Annotated in this window: 8 protein-coding genes; 7 read left to right on the top strand and 1 reads right to left on the bottom strand. The window is 72.8% G+C overall.

Annotated features, from left to right (window positions below):
- The first annotated feature begins 117 nt into the window (after positions 1 to 117).
- The 6 genes from ABZ845_RS11620 to ABZ845_RS11595 are packed head-to-tail and all read left to right on the top strand — an operon-like array spanning position 118 to position 15,328.
- Complete coding sequence (locus ABZ845_RS11620; protein ID WP_360976522.1) at positions 118 to 7,122, top strand: SDR family NAD(P)-dependent oxidoreductase; 7,005 nt, start codon at positions 118 to 120, stop codon at positions 7,120 to 7,122.
- Position 7,123: 1 nt separating this feature from the next.
- Positions 7,124 to 11,830: a beta-ketoacyl synthase N-terminal-like domain-containing protein gene (locus ABZ845_RS11615; protein ID WP_360976520.1), complete on the top strand. Its 4,707-nt coding sequence runs from the start codon at positions 7,124 to 7,126 to the stop codon at positions 11,828 to 11,830.
- Complete coding sequence (locus ABZ845_RS11610; RefSeq protein WP_360976517.1) at positions 11,827 to 12,204, top strand: phosphopantetheine-binding protein; 378 nt, start codon at positions 11,827 to 11,829, stop codon at positions 12,202 to 12,204. The genes ABZ845_RS11615 and ABZ845_RS11610 overlap by 4 nt, the downstream gene beginning before the upstream one ends.
- A gap of 3 nt (positions 12,205 to 12,207) precedes the next feature.
- A complete protein-coding gene (locus ABZ845_RS11605) occupies positions 12,208 to 13,041 on the top strand; it encodes an alpha/beta hydrolase (RefSeq protein WP_360976514.1) in 834 nt (277 codons plus the stop codon).
- Positions 13,042 to 13,055: 14 nt separating this feature from the next.
- Complete coding sequence (locus ABZ845_RS11600) at positions 13,056 to 14,258, top strand: glycosyltransferase (RefSeq protein ID WP_360976511.1); 1,203 nt, start codon at positions 13,056 to 13,058, stop codon at positions 14,256 to 14,258.
- Entirely contained in the window at positions 14,255 to 15,328 is a 1,074-nt protein-coding gene (locus tag ABZ845_RS11595) for a class I SAM-dependent methyltransferase (protein ID WP_360976508.1), read from the top strand. Before ABZ845_RS11600 ends, ABZ845_RS11595 begins: the two co-directional genes overlap by 4 nt.
- Before the next feature lie 10 nt (positions 15,329 to 15,338).
- Here ABZ845_RS11595 and ABZ845_RS11590 read toward each other — a convergent pair whose 3' ends face one another.
- On the bottom strand, positions 15,339 to 16,214 hold the full coding sequence (locus ABZ845_RS11590) for a 3-hydroxyacyl-CoA dehydrogenase family protein (RefSeq protein ID WP_360976505.1): 876 nt from the start codon (positions 16,212 to 16,214) through the stop codon (positions 15,339 to 15,341).
- Between the two features lie 492 nt (positions 16,215 to 16,706).
- Between ABZ845_RS11590 and ABZ845_RS11585 the strand changes: the two genes are divergently transcribed.
- Positions 16,707 to 18,494, top strand: coding sequence for an endonuclease/exonuclease/phosphatase family protein (locus tag ABZ845_RS11585; protein WP_360976502.1), 1,788 nt, complete (start codon positions 16,707 to 16,709; stop codon positions 18,492 to 18,494).
- Positions 18,495 to 18,523 lie beyond the last annotated feature (29 nt).

The raw sequence follows: 18,523 nt of genomic DNA, 5'->3' as shown, positions 1-18,523 counted from the left end.
GTGCGTCGATTGTTTCTCTGCACGTCGGTCGATCGTCCCCATCACCGCCCGCATTCCCCATCGTGCGGTCTTGCGATCATTCGGAGAATCATGACGTCTGTCGAAGATGAGAATGTCATGAACCTGATCATCGGAGTAACGCCGTTCGGTGAGCCCGACGCCAGGCTCGCCGCGGCGGTCAGCCGCGCCGGAGGGCTGGGCGTGCTCGATCTTGGGCTCGGCGACCGGAGGGCCAGGGAGGCACTGGCGCGGTTACGCCGCTCGACGGCCGGCCCGTTCGGTGTACGGGTCGGGCCGCGCTGCCGCATGGACCCCGCGGAACTCGTGTACGGCGGCACGGGAGGGGCGGGCGCGGGCGTTCCGCACACGGTGATCCTGGGCGCCGGCTCCCCGTGGCGCCCCGAGGACATCGCCGCCGAATGCCGGGTGCTGACCGAGGTCATGGATCTGGAGCAGGCCCGGGAAGCGGTCCGCGCAGGAGCGCACGGGCTGGTGGCCCGGGGCAGCGAGAGCGGCGGCCGTGTCGGGGAGCTCAGCACCTTCGTCCTGCTCCAGCACCTGCTTTCCGAGACCGGGCTCGACCTCCCGGTCTGGGCGTGCGGCGGCATCGGCCCCCGCACGACGGCGGCGGTGATGGCCGGCGGGGCGGCGGGGGTGGTGCTGGACAGCCAACTGGCGCTGCTGGCCGAGTCGGGGCTCGACGAAGCGGTGGCCGCGGCGCTGCGGTCGATGGACGGCTCGGAGACCGTCGTACGGGCCGGTCACCGGGTGCTGAACCGCAGGGGCCCGGACGCTCCGCGCCCCACCGCGGACGAACCGGCGGCGGTGGAGGCCCTGCTGGGTGCCCGGGACCCGCGGACCCAACTGCTGCCGGTGGGCCAGGACGGATTCCTCGCCGCCCGCTTCGCCGACGACTGGGGCGATACGGGCCGGACGGTCCGCGCGTTGACCGCCGCCGTACGAGATGCCGTGCGCGAGGACGCACCGGCCGGGGCGCTGCGGCCCGGCTCCCCGATGTGCCGGGCGCTCGGCACCCGGCTGCCCGTCGCCCAGGGCCCGATGACCAGGGTCAGCGACCAGCCCCGGTTCGCCGCCGCCGTCGCCTCGGACGGCGCCCTGCCCTTCATCGCGCTCGCGCTCGCGGACGGGGCCCGGACCCGTACCCTCCTGGAGGAGACCCGCGCCGCCGTGGAGGGAAAGCCCTGGGGGGTCGGCGTGCTCGGCTTCGCGCCGGAGGACGTCAGAAGCGCCCAGCTCGACGCCGTACGCGAGCTTCGGCCCACGCACGCGATCATCGCGGGCGGTCGGCCCTCGCAGGCCGAGACACTGGAACAAGCCGGCATCAGGACCTTTCTGCATGTGCCGTCACCCGGTCTGCTCCGCCAGTTCCTGGACGCGGGTGCCCGCAGATTCGTCTTCGAGGGATCCGAATGCGGCGGCCATGTGGGACCGCGCGGCAGTTTCCCTCTGTGGGAGGCACAGCTCGCGGTGCTCGACGACTTCCTGGCCGGGGCGGGGAAGGGCACGGCGGAGAGCATCGAGGTGTTCTTCGCGGGCGGTGTCCACGACGAGCGCTCGGCGGCGATGGTCGCCGCCCTCGCCGCGCCGCTGACCGAGCGCGGGGCCGCCGTCGGCGTACTCATGGGAACCGCTTACCTGTTCACGGAGGAGGCGGTGGCACACGGGGCGGTGGGGTCCTTGTTCCAGCAGCAGGTCGTCGCCGCGACAGGTACCACACTGCTGGAGACCGCGCCCGGTCACGCCACGCGCTGCGTCCCCAGTCCCTTCACCCACGACTACCCCGCGCGAGCGGCCGAGTTGAGCGCCCAGGGTCTGCCGGAGCGGCGGGTCTGGGAGGAGCTGGAACGGCTCAACGTCGGGCGGCTGCGCATCGCCAGCAAGGGTGCCGAACGGGACGACACCGGTGCGCTGGTGCCCGTGACGGAACAACGCCGGCTTGCGGAGGGCATGTTCATGGCCGGTGAGGTGGCCGTGCTGCGCTCGGCGACCACCACGATCGGCGCACTGCACCGGTCGGTGACCTCGGGAGCGGCCGACTTCCTCCAGAGACGGGCCGAGCTGCTGCGACGACACCTCGCGGTGGCGGCCGACGAGGCACCGGCGGCGCCGGCACCGCTGGACATCGCCATCGTCGGGATGGCCTGCATGTTCCCGGGAGCCCCCGATCTCCACGCGTACTGGGCGAACGTCCTCGGCGGCCACGACGCCATCGGGCAAGTGCCGGCCGACCGCTGGGACCCCGCCGTACACTTCACCCCGGACTCCGGCGACTCGGAGGACGGGACCGGCGCCACGCCCTCGAAATGGGGCGGCTTCCTGCCCCGTATCCCCTTCGACCCGCTGCGCTACGGCATCCCGCCGACATCACTGGGCAGCGTCGACCCCGTACAGCTGCTGGCGCTGGAAGCCGCCCGGCGCGCACTGGAGGACGCCGGATACGGGGACGGGGAGCGGGAGTTCGACCGCTCGCGCGTGTCCGTCATCTTCGGCGCGGAGGCGGGCAGCGACCTCGCCAACGCCACCACACTGCGCGTCGTACTGCCGTCGTACTACGGGAAGGTGCCGGGGGGCCTGGAGGAGCAACTGCCGCGCCTCACCGAGGACTCCTTCCCCGGCATGCTGGCCAACGTCATCTCGGGCCGGATCGCCAACCGGCTGGACCTCGGCGGCGCCAACTACACCGTCGACGCCGCCTGCGCCTCCTCACTGGCAGCCGTCGACATCGCCTGCAAGGAACTCGTCGGCGGCACCAGCGACCTCGTCCTGTGCGGCGGCGCCGACCTCCACAACGGCATCAACGACTACGCGCTCTTCTCCTCGGTGCACGCCCTGTCCCCGACCGGCCGCTCCCGCGCCTTCGACAGCTCGGCCGACGGCATCGCCCTGGGCGAGGGCGTCGCCTGCGTCGTGCTCAAACGGCTGGCCGACGCCGAACGGGACGGCGACCGCGTGTACGGGGTGATCAAGGGACTCGGAAGTTCCAGCGACGGCCGCTCGCTCGGCCTGACAGCGCCCAGGCCCGAGGGGCAGCGAGCCGCGCTGCGGCGGGCCTACCGCAACGCGGGAATCTCACCCGCCGAGGTCGGCCTGATCGAGGCGCACGGAACCGGCACCGTGGTCGGCGACCGCACCGAACTGTCAGTTTTGAGCGAGGTGTTCACCGAGGCGGGAGCCGGTACGGGCGGATGCTCGCTCGGCTCGGTGAAGTCGCAGATCGGCCACACCAAGTGTGCCGCCGGACTCGCGGGCCTGATCAAGACCGCCCTGGCCCTGCACACCGGCGTCACACCTCCCACCCTCCACCTGGAGCGGCCGAATGCGGCATGGCAGGAGGAGAGCAGCCCCTTCTCCTTCCCCGTACGGGCACAGCCATGGGCGGCTCCGGCCGCGGAACGGAAGGCCGGGGTCAGCGCGTTCGGCTTCGGCGGCACCAACTTCCATGTCGTGCTGGCCGCTCACACGCGTGCGGTACCACCGGACCAGTCGTTCCACTCCTGGCCCGCGGAGCTGTTCATCTTCCGCGGCAAGGACAGGGAAGCCGCGCTGCGGACCGTCGAGGACGTCCTGAACGCCGCGGAGACCGACGGCCGCCCGTGGCGGCTGCGCGACCTCGCACTGAGCGCGTCCCACCGCTCCGACACCGTCCACGCCCCCGCACAGGTCGCATTCGTCGCCACGGACGTGGACGGACTGATCGGGCAGCTGCGCGGAGCCCTGGCCGGCGAGCACGATCCGGCCGCGGGTATCCATCTCGCGGGCCGGGGCGGTCAGACAGAGGCCGGGGGCAAGGTCGCGTTCCTCTTCCCGGGCCAGGGCAGCCAGCGGCCGGGAATGCTGGCCGAGTTGTTCATCGCCTTCCCCGGACTCCGGCACTACCTGGAACCGTTGCGCGCGTACGCCGACGCGCTCTACCCGTCTGCCGCCTTCGACGCCGCCGCACGCGACCGCAGGCAGGCCGCCATCACCGACACCCGGGTCGCCCAGCCCGTGCTGGGCGCCGCCGGACTGGCCGTGCACGCCCTGCTCACCACGGCCGGAGTACGGCCCGACATGGCGGCAGGGCACAGCTACGGCGAGCTCGTCGCCCTCAGCGCGGCCGGTGCGATCGGCCCGGAGGACCTGCTGGAGCTCAGCGCCGAGCGGGCGACCGCGATCCTCGAGGCGGCGGGTGAGGACCCGGGCGCCATGGCCGCTGTCGCGGCCCGCGCCCCGGACGTGGAACGGGCCTTGCGCGCATGCGAGGCGCCCGTCTCGGTCGTCGTCGCCAACCACAACTCACCCGCGCAGACCGTGATCTCCGGGCCGACGGAGGCCGTCACCACCACCGTAGGACTGCTGCGCGACGCCGGAGTCGGCGCCCAGCGCATCCCGGTGGCCTGCGCCTTCCACAGCCCGCTGGTCGCCGGTGCGGCGGACCGGTTCGCGGGGGCCCTGGCGCACCGGACCGTCCACCCACCAGAGTTCCCGGTGTGGTCCAACCGCACGGCCGCACCGTACGGCGAGGACGCCGACGCGATCCGCGCGGAACTCGCCGCCCAGATCGGTGCCCCGGTGCGGTTCGTCGCTCAGATCGAGGCGATGTACGAGGCGGGAGCACGGATCTTCGTCGAAGCGGGGCCCGGCCGTGTGCTCACCAGACTCGCCACCCGGATCCTCGGTGACCGTCCGCACCGCGTCGTCGCCTGCGAACCCCGGCCGGACAGCGGCCTGCGGGACCTTCTCGACGCACTCGCCCAACTGGCCGTCGCCGGGTCGCCGGTACGCACCGGATGGCTGCTGCGGGAGCGTGACGCCGTCGACGCGTGCCGGGCCCCGGCGCCGAAGCGGCCCGGCTGGACGGTCGACGGGCAGCTGGTCCGCACCGCCGACGGCGAACCCCTTCCCGGTGCACTCGCACCGGCCCGACGAGTCGTGGAGACGGTGGAGACGACTGTGACGACGAACCCCCCGCACGGCGGCCCGGCCGACCGGGACGCGCTGATCTCCGAGTTCCTGCGCACCAGCCGGGAGATGGTCGCCGCCCAGCGCGATGTGCTGCTGACCTACTTCGGCGCCGCAGCGGGAGAGGGCATTCCCGCGCCCGTGCCGGTGAGACCGCCGTCGCCACGAGGCACCGGAGTCGTACAGGACGCCTCCTCCGGACTCCCCACGGACAGCAACGTCCCCGCCGGCGACTTCACGCCTGCCGCGGACGCCACGGACGGAACGCAAGCCGCGGGCGGAGCGGACGCCGGGGGCGGAGCGGTGACAGCGGCGGACCTCCTGCGCATGGTCATGGAGATCATCAGCGAGCGCACCGGCTATCCGGTCGACATGATCGAGCCCGACCTGGACCTGGAGGCGGACCTCAGCATCGACTCGATCAAACGTGCCGAGATCGCCGGTGAACTGGCCAGACGCCTTGGCGCCGGTAGCGGCGTGGACATCGCCGACCTGGGTGATGCGGAACTGGAGGAGCTGACGAAGGCCCGTACGGCGGCCTCCGTGACCGCATGGCTGGCCGAACGTCTCGGCGTGCCCGCGAAGACGGAACGCGCTCACGCGCACAGCCGCGCGGACGACTCCGGGAAGGCGGATGCGCCCGGCGCCGCTCCGAGGCGCTTTCTGCTCCGGCCGGTACTCCTGGAACAGCACGACGGCGCGGCGGACGACCCCGGCTCCGTACTGGCCGGAAAGCGGTTCGCCCTCCTCGGCGGTGCCGATACCGAAGGCGTGGCCCGGGAGGTGTCGGCCAGGCTCGCCTCCCACGGGGCCCACACGGTCTCCCTCCACCCGGGGCATCTGCTCGGTGAGGCGGACGGCCCGTTCGACGGGGTGCTCTACCTCGACTCCCTCGCGGACGACGGGCCCCCCGTGCTGCCCGACGCGTTCCCCGTGCTGCGGGCCGCCCTGGCACGAGGCCCGCGCTGGCTGTTCGCGATACGGCCGGCCGACGGCGACGGGCCGCACCTGAGATCCGCCGGACTGCACGGCCTGTTCCGCACCGTCGCACGCGAGTACCCGGCGACGGCCGCCCGGGTCATCGAGCTCGCCGGCAGCGACACGGACACCGGCACGGGCCCCGCCGCTGTCGCGGACGCGCTGCTCGCCGAACTGCTCACGCCCGAACCGGCACCCGTCGTGCTGCGCACGGCATCCGGACGCCACGGCCTGGACCTCGTGGAGACTCCCCTCGGACCGCTCGGCTCCACCGGTGCCGGACCCGCGGGAGACGGAGCGGCCGAGGCCGCCGCCCTCGGACTGGACCGCGACAGCGTCGTCCTGCTGGTCGGCGGGGCCCGGGGCATCACCGCCAAGTTCGCCGCCGCACTCGCCGGGGCCTCCCGGTGCCGAATCGAACTGCTCGGCCGGACGCCCGCACCGGCAGGTCCCGAGGATCCGGAGGTCGCCTCCGCCCGTACCCCGGCCGAGCTGCGCGCGGTGCTCGCCGCGCGTTCGGGTGGCGCCCGGACACCGGCCGACATCAACCGCGACGCCGAACTCCTCCTGGCCCAGCGGGAGATAGCCGGCACGCTGGAGGAACTCGCGGGGCTCGGCAGCCCGGCCCGCTATCGCTCGGTGGACTTCCGCAAGCCGGACCAGGCACTCCAGGCCGTGAAGGAGATCCACGCCGAGCACGGCAGGCTCGACGGCGTCGTCTACGCGGCCGGTGTGATCGAGGACCGGCTGATCGCCGAGAAGACCCCCGAGTCCTTCCAGCGGGTCTACGAGACGAAGAGGACCGGTGCCGGGACCCTGCTCGCGGCGCTGGAGGAACTGCCGGACGGGCCCGCGTTCACCGTACTGTTCGGCAGCGTCTCCGCGGCCCTCGGCAACCGGGGCCAGGCGGACTACGCGGCGGCCAACGACGCCCTCCAGGCTCTCGGCGCCTCCTGGGCCGTCCGGACCGGCAACCGCACCCTGACCGTGCACTGGGGTCCCTGGGCGCCCACCGGCACGCATGGCGGCATGGTCAGTCCGGAACTCGCACGCGAGTACGCCCGGCGCGGGGTCGAGCTGATCGACCCCGAGGAGGGCGTCGCGGCTCTGCTGCGCGAACTCGCCTGGGGCGACGAGTCGGCCGACGCCGTCGTCTACACCCCCTCCGGCCAGGGCTGGTGACATGACGGACAGGGGGACGTACGGCCGTACACCTGACCTGATGCGCGGTCAGCCGGCTGTGGCGATCGTCGGGATGTCGGTGCTGCTGCCCGGAGCGGCCTCCCTGGAGGCGTACTGGCACAACCTGCTGGAGGGCGTGGACGCGATCTCCGACGTCCCCGAGGGGCGCTGGGACGCCGACTACTACCGTCCGGACTGCGTGAACGAGCCGCCCGTTGCCCACCAGGTGTACTGCCGGCGCGGAGGATTCGTCGACGGTCTGGCCGAGGTGGAGGCCACCCGGTTCGGGATCATGCCGAACTCGGTGTCCGGCACCGAGCCCGACCAGCTGATCGCCCTGAACGTGGCCTCCGCCGCCCTCGCCGACGCGGGCGGCCAGGAGCGGCTGCCCGACCGGCACCGTGTCGGCGTCGTCCTCGGCCGGGGCGGCTACCTCACCCCCGGTCTGGTCCGCCTCGACCAACGGGTACGCACCGCGGGACAGCTGGTGCGCACCCTCGGCGAACTGCTGCCCGGCCTGGACTCCGGCCAACTGGCCAGGATCCGGGAGGCGTTCACCGAGCGGCTCGGGCAGGACAGCCCGGAGTCCGCCATCGGGCTGGTTCCCAACCTCGCCGCCTCCCGCCTCGCCAACCGCCTCGACCTGAGAGGCCCCGCCTACACCGTGGACGCCGCCTGCGCCTCGTCGCTGGTCGCCCTCGACCAGGCGGTCGGCGAACTCGTCGGCGGGCGCTGCGACGTGATGCTCGCCGGGGGAGTGCACCACTGCCATGACATCACGCTGTGGAGCGTCTTCTCCCAGCTGCGCGCGCTGTCCCCGAGCCAGCGGATCCGCCCGTTCCACCGGGAGGCGGACGGCATCCTGATCGGCGAGGGAACCGGCGTGGTCGTGCTCAAGCGGCTCGCCGACGCCGAACGCGACGGCGACCGGGTGTACGCGGTGATCCGGGGCACCGGTGTGGCGAGCGACGGCCGCGCCGCCGGGCTCGTCAACCCCGACCCGGGGGGCCAGGCCCACGCCGTACGCCAGGCGTGGCGCGTGGCCGGACTCGACCCCGCCATGCCGGACTCGATCGGCCTCCTTGAAGCCCATGGCACCGCCACCCCGGCCGGGGACGCGGCGGAACTGAGCACGCTGCTGGATGTGTTCGGGCACGGCGACGCCGTCGGAGGTGAGCGTGCGGTGATCGGGTCGGTGAAGTCGATGATCGGCCACACGATGCCCGCCGCCGGGGTGGCGGGGCTGGTGAAGGCCGCGCTCGCCGTCCATCACGGGATGCTTCTGCCGACCCTCCACTGCGACGACCCGCACCCCGCGCTCGCCGCCACCCGCTTCCGCACCCTGGACAAGGCCGTCCCCTGGGAGACCAACCCGAGCCGGCCGGTCCGCCGGGCAGCCGTGAACGCCTTCGGATTCGGCGGCATCAACGCCCATGTCGTACTGGAACAGGCGCCCGGTGCTGCGGCGGCGCGGTCCTCGGGTACCCGGGCGCCTGCCACTGCCACTGCTGTCACCGCCACCGCTGTCGCTACCCCCGCGGCCACTACCGCCACTGCGGCGGTCGCCGAGCCGGAGCGTGTGCTCCTGCTCGCCGCGGAGAGCCCCGAGCGCCTCGCCGCCCTGCTGGACGCGGACGACCCCGCGGTACTCGCCCGCGGTCTCGACGCCGGCCGTACGCACCCGGACGCCGGCCGGGCCCGGCTCGGTGTTGTCGCCCCGACAGCCAAGAGGCTCGCCCTGGCACGCCGCGCGGTCGCCAAGGGCCGCGCCTGGCACGGCCGCAGCGACGTCTGGTTCAGACCCGGCCCGCTGCTGGGCGGCGGAGAACGCGCGGGGAACGGGAAGCTGGCCTTCGTCTTCCCGGGCCTCGAAGGGGACTTCGAACCCCATGTCGACGACGTCGCCGTCCACTTCGGCCTGCCGGGCGTCACACGGCGGCCGGCGGATCCGCCGGGCGAGCGGAGCCGTGTCACGGACGTGGGACGGCACGGGTTCGATGTCGTCGGCGTCGGACGGCTCCTCGATGCGGCGCTGCGCGCCATGGGCGTCGTCCCGGACGCGGTGGCCGGGCACAGCGTCGGCGAGTGGACGGCGATGACGGCCGCCGGACTGTATTCCGGGGACGAGGTGGACGACTTCATGGCGTCCTTCGACCCGGACACGGTGACCGTCCCGGGCCTGGCCTACGGCGCCATCGGGGCGCCCGCCGAGCAGGTGCTCCACGCCCTCGGCGACGGGTGGGCGGACGCCGGGCTCGTACTCTCCCACGACAACGCGCCCGCCCAGTCGATGGTGTGCGGGCCGGACACGGCGGTGGAGCAGTTCGTGCGGTCCTTCCGCGCCCGGGGCGTGCTGGGCCAGGTGCTGCCCTTCCGGTCCGGCTTCCACACACCGATGCTGGAGCCCTACCTCACCCCCATCAAGGAAGCCGCGAGCCGGTTCCGGCTGCATACGCCGACGGTCGCCGTGTGGTCGGGGACGACCGCCGCGCCGTTCCCCGAGGGCGAGGGGGCGGTGCGCGAGCTGTTCGTCCGGCATCTGCTGGAGCCGGTGCGCTTCCGGCAGCTCGCCGAAGCCATGTACGCGGCGGGCCACCGTACCTTCGTCCAGGTCGGCACCGGTCAGCTCGGTTCGCTCATCGGGGACACGCTGGGCGGCCGGGACCACCTCGTCGTGGCCGCCAACTCGCCCCGCCGTACCGGCCTGGCGCAGCTGCGGCGCGCGGCCACCGCGCTGTGGACCGCGGGCGCGGCGGTGGCCCCCGCGCTGCCGCACGCCTCCGCCCTGCCGCTCGCCGCTGCGCCTCCGCACGCCGGCGCACCCACCGCCGGTACCGGCAAAGCCCCGGCGGGGCGGGGGCCCGTCCGGCTCGATCTGGGCGGGGCACTGGTTTCCCTGGAGGGCCGGGCCCTCGCGCAACTGCGCGCGGAGCTGGGTACCGGGCGGACGCCGGGCGCCGCCGAGCCGTCACCGCTGGACGCGCTGGCCGGGCGGTTCCCGGCCGCCGGTGAACTGAGCGCCCTGCTGCGCGACACCGCGGACACCGCCGCCGTACTGATCAGCGCGTCCGGCCGACGAGAAGCCCCGGTCTCACCCTTGCCCGCGCCCTCGGCCTCGCCCGCAAGGCCGACGCCGACGCAGGCCGGGGAGCGCACCGTCGCCCATGTCTCCCCGGACACGATGCCGTACCTTCTCGACCACTGCTTCTTCCCGCAGCGCCCCGGATGGCCCGACACGGCGGATCGTTGGCCCGTCGTTCCGGCCACCACCATCGTCCAGCACCTCATGGACGCGGCTCAGCGGGCGGTTCCGGGCACGCGCGCGGTCGCCGTGCACGCAGCCAGATTCGACCAGTGGCTGGCCGCCGCACCCGCAGTGGACGTACCGGTCACCGTCACCCCGGACGCCGACGCCCCGCACCGCCTCGCAGTGTCGTTCGGCCCCCACGCCCGGGCCGTCGTAGAACTCGCCCCCGCGTACCCGACCGCACCACCCGCCAGATGGCGCACGACCCCCGCTTCCGAACGCACCCCGGAGCACCGGGCGGCCCAGATCTACGACGAGCGCTGGATGTTCCACGGGCCGGCGTTCCAGGGTGTCACCGAGCTGAGCTCGATCGGCGACGCCCACATACGAGGCGTGATCACCACACCCACGGCCCCTGGAGCCCTGCTCGACAACGTGGGTCAGCTCCTCGGCTACTGGATCATGGCCACCCGCGGCGAGCGCACCGTCGTGTTCCCCGTCGGGATGCGGCACATGCGGTTCCACGGGCCGCACCCTCGGCCGGGAACGCAGGTGGAGTGCCTGGTGAGGATCACTTCCCTCACCGACACCGTCCTCGAGGCGGACGCGCAGCTGGCCGTCGCGGGCGAAGTGTGGGCCGAGCTGAGCGGCTGGCAGGACCGCCGCTTCGACAACGACCCGTACACCAGGCCCGTCGAACGCTTCCCCGAACGCAACACGCTCTCCCAGGCCCGGACCGGCGGCTGGTCCCTGGTCCACGAGCGCTGGCCCGACCTCGCCTCACGCGAGCTCATCATGCGCAACTCGCTGAGCGGCGCGGAGCGTTCGGAGTACGCCGCTCACACACCCCGTGGCCGCCGTCAGTGGCTGCTCGGCCGGATCGCCGCCAAGGACGCCGTGCGGCAGTGGCTCTGGGACCACGGCGAGGGGCCGGTCTTCCCGGCGGAGATCCGCATCCTCAACGACCCGTCGGGAGTGCCGTACGCCAGGGGCCTGCACGGCCGGACGCTGCCCTCGCTGGACCTCTCTCTGGCCCACTGCGCGGAGGCGGCGGTCGCGATCGTCCGGCCGCACACCCCCGGCCCGGGCCCCGGAATCGACATCGAGGAGGTCGTGGAGCGTGACGAGGCCGTCCTCGCCGTCACCCTCGGGGAGGCCGAGCTCCGGCTCCTGCGCGCACGCTGCGCCGCTACCGGAGAGTCCGAGGCGCTGTGGTTCACACGCTTCTGGGCCGCCAAAGAGGCGGTCGCCAAGGCGGAGGGCACCGGGTTCCGCGGGCGTCCGCGGGACTTCGCGGTGGTGGAGGCGACGGCTCCGGACCGGCTGCTGGTCGCGGGCGTCCTGGAACGCGCCCATCCGGTGCGATGTGAACGGACCGGCAATCCCCCCGGGCTGCCGGGCAGGGACTACGTCGTGGCCTGGACGACGGGCCCGGTGGACGAAGAGGAGAACGACCGATGAACCCCACCCGGCCCACCAGCGCGACCGGCGATCCCGTGCGCGCGGACGAGGAGTCGGTGCTCGCCGATGTCGTCGGCATGATCACGGCTCTCTTCGACGAGGAGGAGTACGGCCTCGACGACAGTGATCCGGACGGCGGGAACGGCGATGTGCTCGATCTGGAGATCGGTATGGAGACCACGTTCAACCGTGACCTGGAACTGGAGAGCATCGACCTGGTGACCCTGGCGGGCTTCCTGGAGGAGCGGTACGGCGGGCGGGTCAACTTCGCGGAGTTCATGGCCGATATGGAGTTCGACGAGATCATCGAACTGACCGTCGGCCGGCTCGTGGAACACATCGTGCTGAGCCTCAAGGCAGCGGAGGCGGGCTGACGGATGGCGATGGTCGACACCGGTGACATCCGGTTGCACGTCCAGAGAATGGGCCCCAGGGACGGCCGCCCCGCCACCGCCACCGTGGTGCTTCTGCACGGCCTCCTCACCGACAGCCTGGCCAGCTACTACTTCACCGTGGCGTCGTCGTTCGCGGCTTCCGGCATCGACGTCGTCATGTACGACCAGCGGGGCCACGGCCGCAGCGCCCGACCGAAGACCGGCTACACCCTCGACCACTACCTGGACGACCTCGACGCGCTGCTGGACCGGCTGGAGGTGACCGGCCCGGTCCACCTGGTCGGCAACTCCTTCGGCGGGACCGTCGCCTTCGGCGCCGCCGTACGTCACCCGGAGCGGACCGCGAGCCTCACCGTCATCGAGTCCGGGCCCCCGACCGAGGCGTGGGCGGTGACCATGGGCGGAGTACTGCAACGGGCGGCGACCGACGTCGCGCAGAACGAGGCCGCCGCGCTCGCCTGGATCACCGAGAACCTCAGCCGAAACACGGCCCGGCTGGCCAAGGGCGCGGCACGGCTGGTGCGGTCCACCACCATCGTGGACGACATACCGGGCAGCCGTGTGCTGAGCGAGGACCAGGTACGGTCCGTGAGCTGCCCGGCGCTCTTCCTCTACGGCGGCGACTCGGCCCTCGTCGCCCAGGCACCGTGGCTGGAGGCCCTGCTGCCCGACTGCCGGACCGTCGTCATACCCGGGCACGAGCACTCCGTACTGGTCGAGGCACCGAGGACAGTCGGGCGTCACACCCTGTCCCTGATCCACGAGGTGAGCGGACGGCACGGCGGGACGGGTGCCGTACCGAGCGGAGTCCGGTGAGCGGGGTGGGCACGGTGAGGAGATTCCTGTTCGTCGTACCGCCCCTGGTCGGGCACATCAACCCGGCGGTGGGCGTCGCGGCCGAACTGGCCGCGCGGGGCCATGAGGTCGCCTGGGCGTGCGCTCATCCGGGACTGGTACGTCAGCTGGCCGGTGACGCGGCGAAGGTGTTCCCGTGCGCCGGGCCGATCCCGGGGACGGGAGACGGAGTGAGACCGCCCGGGCTGCGGGGGCCGGAGGCGCTGAGGTTCCTGTGGGAGCAGTTCCTGGTGCCGCTGGGCGAGGCCATGGCCCCCGGGGTGGAGTCCGCCGTGCGGGAGTTCCGTCCCGACGTGGTCGTGACCGATCAGCAGACCGTCGCCGGCGGTCTGGTCGCCGAACGGCTCCGCGTACCGTGGGCGACCTCGTGCACCACCACCGCCGAGTTCACCCTCGACGACGCGCTCGCGGGCATGCCCAGGATGGCGGCCTGGCTGGAGGCGCTCCTCGACGAACTGCGGTGCCGTGTAGGTGATCCTTCGCGCGCCGTCGATCCGCGCTTCTCGCCCCGTCTCGTGCTCGTGTTCAGCACGCCCGAGCTGGTCGGCCCGGGCGCCAGGACGGGGGAGCGGATCCGCTACGTCGGTCCCGCCGTCGGGTCCCGGCCCGCCGCGACCGACTTCCCCTGGGACTGGCTCGACCCCGACCGCGCCACGGTGCTCGTGACCCTCGGCACCGCCAACACCGATGTCGGCGCGCGCTTCCTCGGCGTCTGCCTCACCGCGCTGCGCACCCGCGCGGACCGGCTTCAGGCGGTGATCGTGGATCCGGCGGACGTACTCGGCGCCCACGGGCACGACAAGGACGTACTGATCACGTCCTTCGCGCCTCAACTCCCGCTCCTGGAACGGGCGGACGCGGTGATCTGCCACGCCGGGCACAACACCGTGTGCGAGGCGCTGTGGCACGGTGTGCCGCTCGTGGTGGCGCCCATCCGAGACGACCAGCCCGCAGTGGCAGGCCAGGTCACCGAGGCGGGCGCTGGCATCCGGGTCAGGTTCGGCCGGGTCACCTCCGCACGGCTGGGTACGGCGATCGACTCCGTACTCCACGAACCCGGGTACCGCGCCGGAGCCGAGCGGATCCGCGCGTCCTTCCGCGCCGCGGGCGGCGCACCCGCGGCAGCGTCCCATCTGGAACGGCTGGCGTCCGACACGACCCCCAGGGAGCCCCGGTGAAAGACGAGTCCGGTCCCAGCCGCGCCGACCAGGTCTCCGCGGCGCGTCCCGCCTACCGCGCGGACCTGGCCGGCGGCCTCGACCGCTTCTTCGAACCCGCACGAGCCGACTGCCCCTGGTGCGGTTGCGCACGGCTGACGAACCGTCTGCGCACGACCGACCTGCTCCAGCACAAGCCGGGCCGGTTCACCCTCGACCGGTGCGGGGACTGCGGGCACGTCTTCCAGAACCCGCGCCTGAGCGCCGCCGGGCTCGAGTTCTACTACCGCGACTTCTACGACGGCCTCGGCGAGCAGCAACTCGGCAGGACCTTCGGCGGACGCACCCGCATGTACGTCGGACGCGCCGAATCGCTCCTCCCGTACGAACCCGCGCCCAAGACATGGCTCGACGTGGGCACCGGGCACGGCCACTTCTGCGAGGCGGCCCGCACGGTGCACCCCGGAACCTCCTTCGACGGCCTCGACTTCACCGACGGCGTGGAACTCGCCGAGCGCGCCGGACGGGTGGAGCGGGGCTACCGCGGCAGCTTCCCCGACCTGGCCCCGGAGCTCACCGGCCGTTACGACGTCGTCAGCATGTTCCACTACCTGGAGCACAGCACCGAGCCGCACCGTGAACTGCGCGCCGCGCACACGGCGTTGCGCCCCGGAGGGCACCTGCTGATCGAGGTCCCCGACCCGGACAGCCGCTACGCCCGCCTGCTCGGCCGCTGGTGGCTGCCCTGGCTGCAGCCCCAGCATCTGCACTTCGTGCCGGTCGGCAATCTGCGCCGGGGGCTGACGGACCTCGGCTTCACGGTCGTGGCCGAGCAGCACGCCGAACCGCACGACCCCGTCGACCTCCTCGCCGGCGCCTGGCTGGCACTCGACGCCGCCGCCCCGCGGGACGACCTCCCGTGGCTGCCGAAGCCCCCGAACGCGTTCCATCGGGCGCTGCGCGGCGCGATGCTGCTCGCCGGCATCCCCGTACTGCTCCTGGGCACCCTCCTGGACCGGTGCGTGGCGGCCCCCCTGTCGCACCGGCTGGGCCTGTCCAACGCCTATCGTCTGCTGGCCCGCCGCGACTGACACAGCCCCGTTACTGCTCCGGTTTCGCGTAGTCGTCGTAGAAGCCCTGGCCCGTCTTCATGCCCAGGTGGCCGGCGTCGACGTACCTTCGCAGCAACTCGCGTGGCCCCCATGGCACTTCGGGACGCTCGGCGGCGTAGTGCTCCTCGATGTCGAGAACGACGTCCAGGCCCACCAGGTCCATCTCGCGGAACGGCCCGGCCGCGGTGCCCATGTTGATCTGCCACATCCGGTCCACCTCCTTCGGGGTGGAGACCCCTTCCGCCACCACCGCCAGGGACTCGCGCTTGATGGCGGCCCAGATGCGGTTGAAGATGAAGCCGGTCGACTCCTTGCGGGCCTCGAAGGGATAGACGCCGTAGCGGGGCAATGTGCGTTCGAGGAACTCGATGACGCCGGGGTCCGTACGGCCGTCCGACATGATGTCGATCGCGTTCTGGCCCGGCGGCATGTAGAAGTGCATGTTGAGCACCCGCTCGGGATGCGCGACCTGGTCGATGAACCGGCTCGACGCGTACGACGAGGAGTTGCTCGCCAAGATGGTGTCGGGCCCGGCGATGCGGTCGAGCCGGCCGAACAGCTCCCTCTTCAGATCGAGCCGCTCGGGCACGGCCTCGACGACGAGCCAGGCGCCCGAGAGCGCCTCCTCCAGCTCGTCCGCGACGGTGACCCGGCCGGGTGTTCCGCCGTCGATCCCGGCGGCGACCTGGGCGAGGTTCTCCTCCACGAAGGCGAGGGCGTCCTCCGCCGCCCGCTTCGACGGGTCGTGCATACGGACCTCACCACCCCGGGTGGCGAACATCAGCGCGATTCTGCGTCCCAGGGTGCCCGCGCCGACGACACCGACCGGCCGGTTCTCGATATCGGTGGGCAGGGTGAAAGCCATGCGCTTCCTGCTTCCTGGGGGGCCGTGGCGCCGACGAGGAACCGCGGTGTCCTGCTTGGGAGCCAGCCTCCGCCGTACCGGGGTGCGGTGGCCACCGCTGCTACTCCACGGGAGGGACCGCCGCGGGTTCGCGGACGGCCCTCGTGCCGCCTCGTTGTGCGCACAGTCGTACGCGAACCGTAGATGGCCGGGCGTGCCGCGCACCCGTGACCGGTGGCGCTCCGGCTGAGAGGGCTCCTCCGGCTCCAGAGAACTTCGCGAGGTCGAGGATATCGCCAATTCTCCTGCTCAGACGGTGTTTTGAGGGTGGGCTCCGACCATAAGGCCCGCACGGGTGCTCTACAGATTTCCCTCTACTCCCCGGATGACGGCAACCCGTCGTTCATCGGGCCGTCGCCCTGAGACGGCTTGCTAGGGGGCGAAGTTATCTAGACAACTTTGCCCACCTGGGTACCGTCGCGGCGGCACTCGGGGCGGAGAGGACCCACCACCATGCCACCCCTCTCACAGACCGGCTCAGAGGCCGTCGCATCCGGGAGCAGCATCACGACCGGATCCACGACGCCCCCGCAGCGCGGCGACAAGCTGACCTTCACATGGGCTACCGACGCCCCCGACCCGAAGAACTGGATCGGCGTCTACCCCGCCGACCGGCTGCCCGGCAGCGGCGGCGGCAGCTCCCTCGTGTGGACGTACGTGCCCGGCACGTCCGGGCAGACGACCCTCGACACCTCAGGCCTGAGCGGCGGCCCGTACATCGCGTATCTGCTGGCCAAGGACGGCTACGGGGTTCTCGCCAAGACGGACCCGTTCAGCTTCGCGGGGTCCCCGCCGCCCGCCGGTGACTCCGTCGAGCTCACGACCCCAGCCCCGCACGAGGGAGACAAGGTCTCCTTCCACTGGACGACGGACACGCCCGACGCGAAGAACTGGATCGGGGTGTACGACGGCGACCGGCAGCCGGGTCATGGCTCCTCCCTCGCCTGGCAGTACACCCCCGGCGCCTCCGGCGACATCACCCTCGACACCGCCGGGCTCAGCGGCGGCCCGTACACCGCCTACCTGCTGGCCAAGGACGGCTACGGCATCCTCGCCAGGACCGGCCCGTTCACCTTCGCCGTACGCCCCGTGATCCCGCGTCCCCACGCGGTCGTGGACGCCGTCACCTCCGCCCCACAGACCGCGGGCTCGGACGTCTCGGTGAAACTGGGCGGCCTCTGGATCAGGCCCGAGGGCAACGCCGACGGCAGCGCGACCTTCCGTCGCGCCGGGGGTGACTCCTGGCTCTCGGTGGCCGCCGACGGCACGGTCAGCGGCAAGGCCCCGCTCATCGCGCCACGGCGGCCCGGCCGCCTGGTGGCCACCGTCACCGACAGCGCCGTCGGCAGTGACACCGTCACCGTCCAGGTTCCGGTGCGCACCTCCCGGGAGCGGCTGCGACTGAAGATCGCCACCCTGAACCTCTGGGACGCGGGCTCCCACGTCGACGCGCTCCTGGAGAAGCAGCTGCGGCTGGTGCTCACCCAGGGCCTGGACGTCGTGGCACTCCAGGAATGCGGTGACAAGGGAGCAGAGAACCTCGCCGGGGCGCTCGGCTGGAATGTGCACCAGGCAGGCGGCCTCGGCATCGTGAGCCGCTACCCGCTCACGGACGTCCTCGCCCCGACCGCGGAGCTCCCGGCCGCCGCCGCGACACTGCACCTGACCGGCGACCGGCCGGTACGCGTGTGGACGGCCCAGCTGGACGAGGCCGACTACGGTCCGTACGCGCTCCTCGCGGGCCGGACACCCGCGCAGGTCGAGACGGCGGAGAAGGGGACCAAGCGCTACGGGCAGGCGCAGGCGCTGGTGGCCGCGCTGCGCCCGGACCTCGCCTCCCGTACGCCCGTCGTGCTGGCGGGCGGTCTCGCCTCGCCGTCCCACCGCGACTGGACGAACCGTACGGCGTCCGCGCACGGGGGAGTGGGCCGGGTCCGCTGGCCCGTCACGGAGGCGCTGGAGAAGGCGGGCCTCGTCGACGCCTTCCGTGACGCCCACCCGAGCCCGGTGAAGGACCCCGGCATCACCTGGTCGCCGGTCAGGCCGCAGCGCGAGGGCGGCGGCGGTGCGGAACCGCAGGACCGGATCGACCAGATCCAGTACGCGGGACGCCTCAACGTCCTTGAGGCGCACAGCCTGTTCACCGGCTGGCCCCGGCCGGTCCCGGACACCTCCGCCAACGGCTGGCCCTCCGACCACGCCGCCGCCGTCGTCACCTTCTCCCTGTCCGCCCGCGGCTGACCGCGAACCACCCGAAGGGACTTCCTCCC

The organism is Streptomyces sp. NPDC047022 (assembly GCF_040644155.1).
In the GTDB taxonomy this organism is placed as follows: Bacteria; Actinomycetota; Actinomycetes; order Streptomycetales; family Streptomycetaceae; genus Streptomyces.
Note: the sequence above shows the minus strand (reverse complement) of the source record. Positions and strands in the feature narration are given on the sequence as shown.

What these genes read in the sequence shown, in the direction of transcription:
- ABZ845_RS11620 (WP_360976522.1), top strand. Translation starts at nt 118, where the DNA reads ATGAACCTGATCATCGGAGTAACGCCGTTCGGTGAGCCCGACGCCAGG.
- ABZ845_RS11615 (WP_360976520.1), top strand. Translation starts at nt 7,124, where the DNA reads ATGACGGACAGGGGGACGTACGGCCGTACACCTGACCTGATGCGCGGT.
- ABZ845_RS11610 (WP_360976517.1), top strand. Translation starts at nt 11,827, where the DNA reads ATGAACCCCACCCGGCCCACCAGCGCGACCGGCGATCCCGTGCGCGCG.
- ABZ845_RS11605 (WP_360976514.1), top strand. Translation starts at nt 12,208, where the DNA reads ATGGCGATGGTCGACACCGGTGACATCCGGTTGCACGTCCAGAGAATG.
- ABZ845_RS11590 (WP_360976505.1), bottom strand. Translation starts at nt 16,214, where the DNA reads ATGGCTTTCACCCTGCCCACCGATATCGAGAACCGGCCGGTCGGTGTC.
- ABZ845_RS11585 (WP_360976502.1), top strand. Translation starts at nt 16,707, where the DNA reads ATGCCACCCCTCTCACAGACCGGCTCAGAGGCCGTCGCATCCGGGAGC.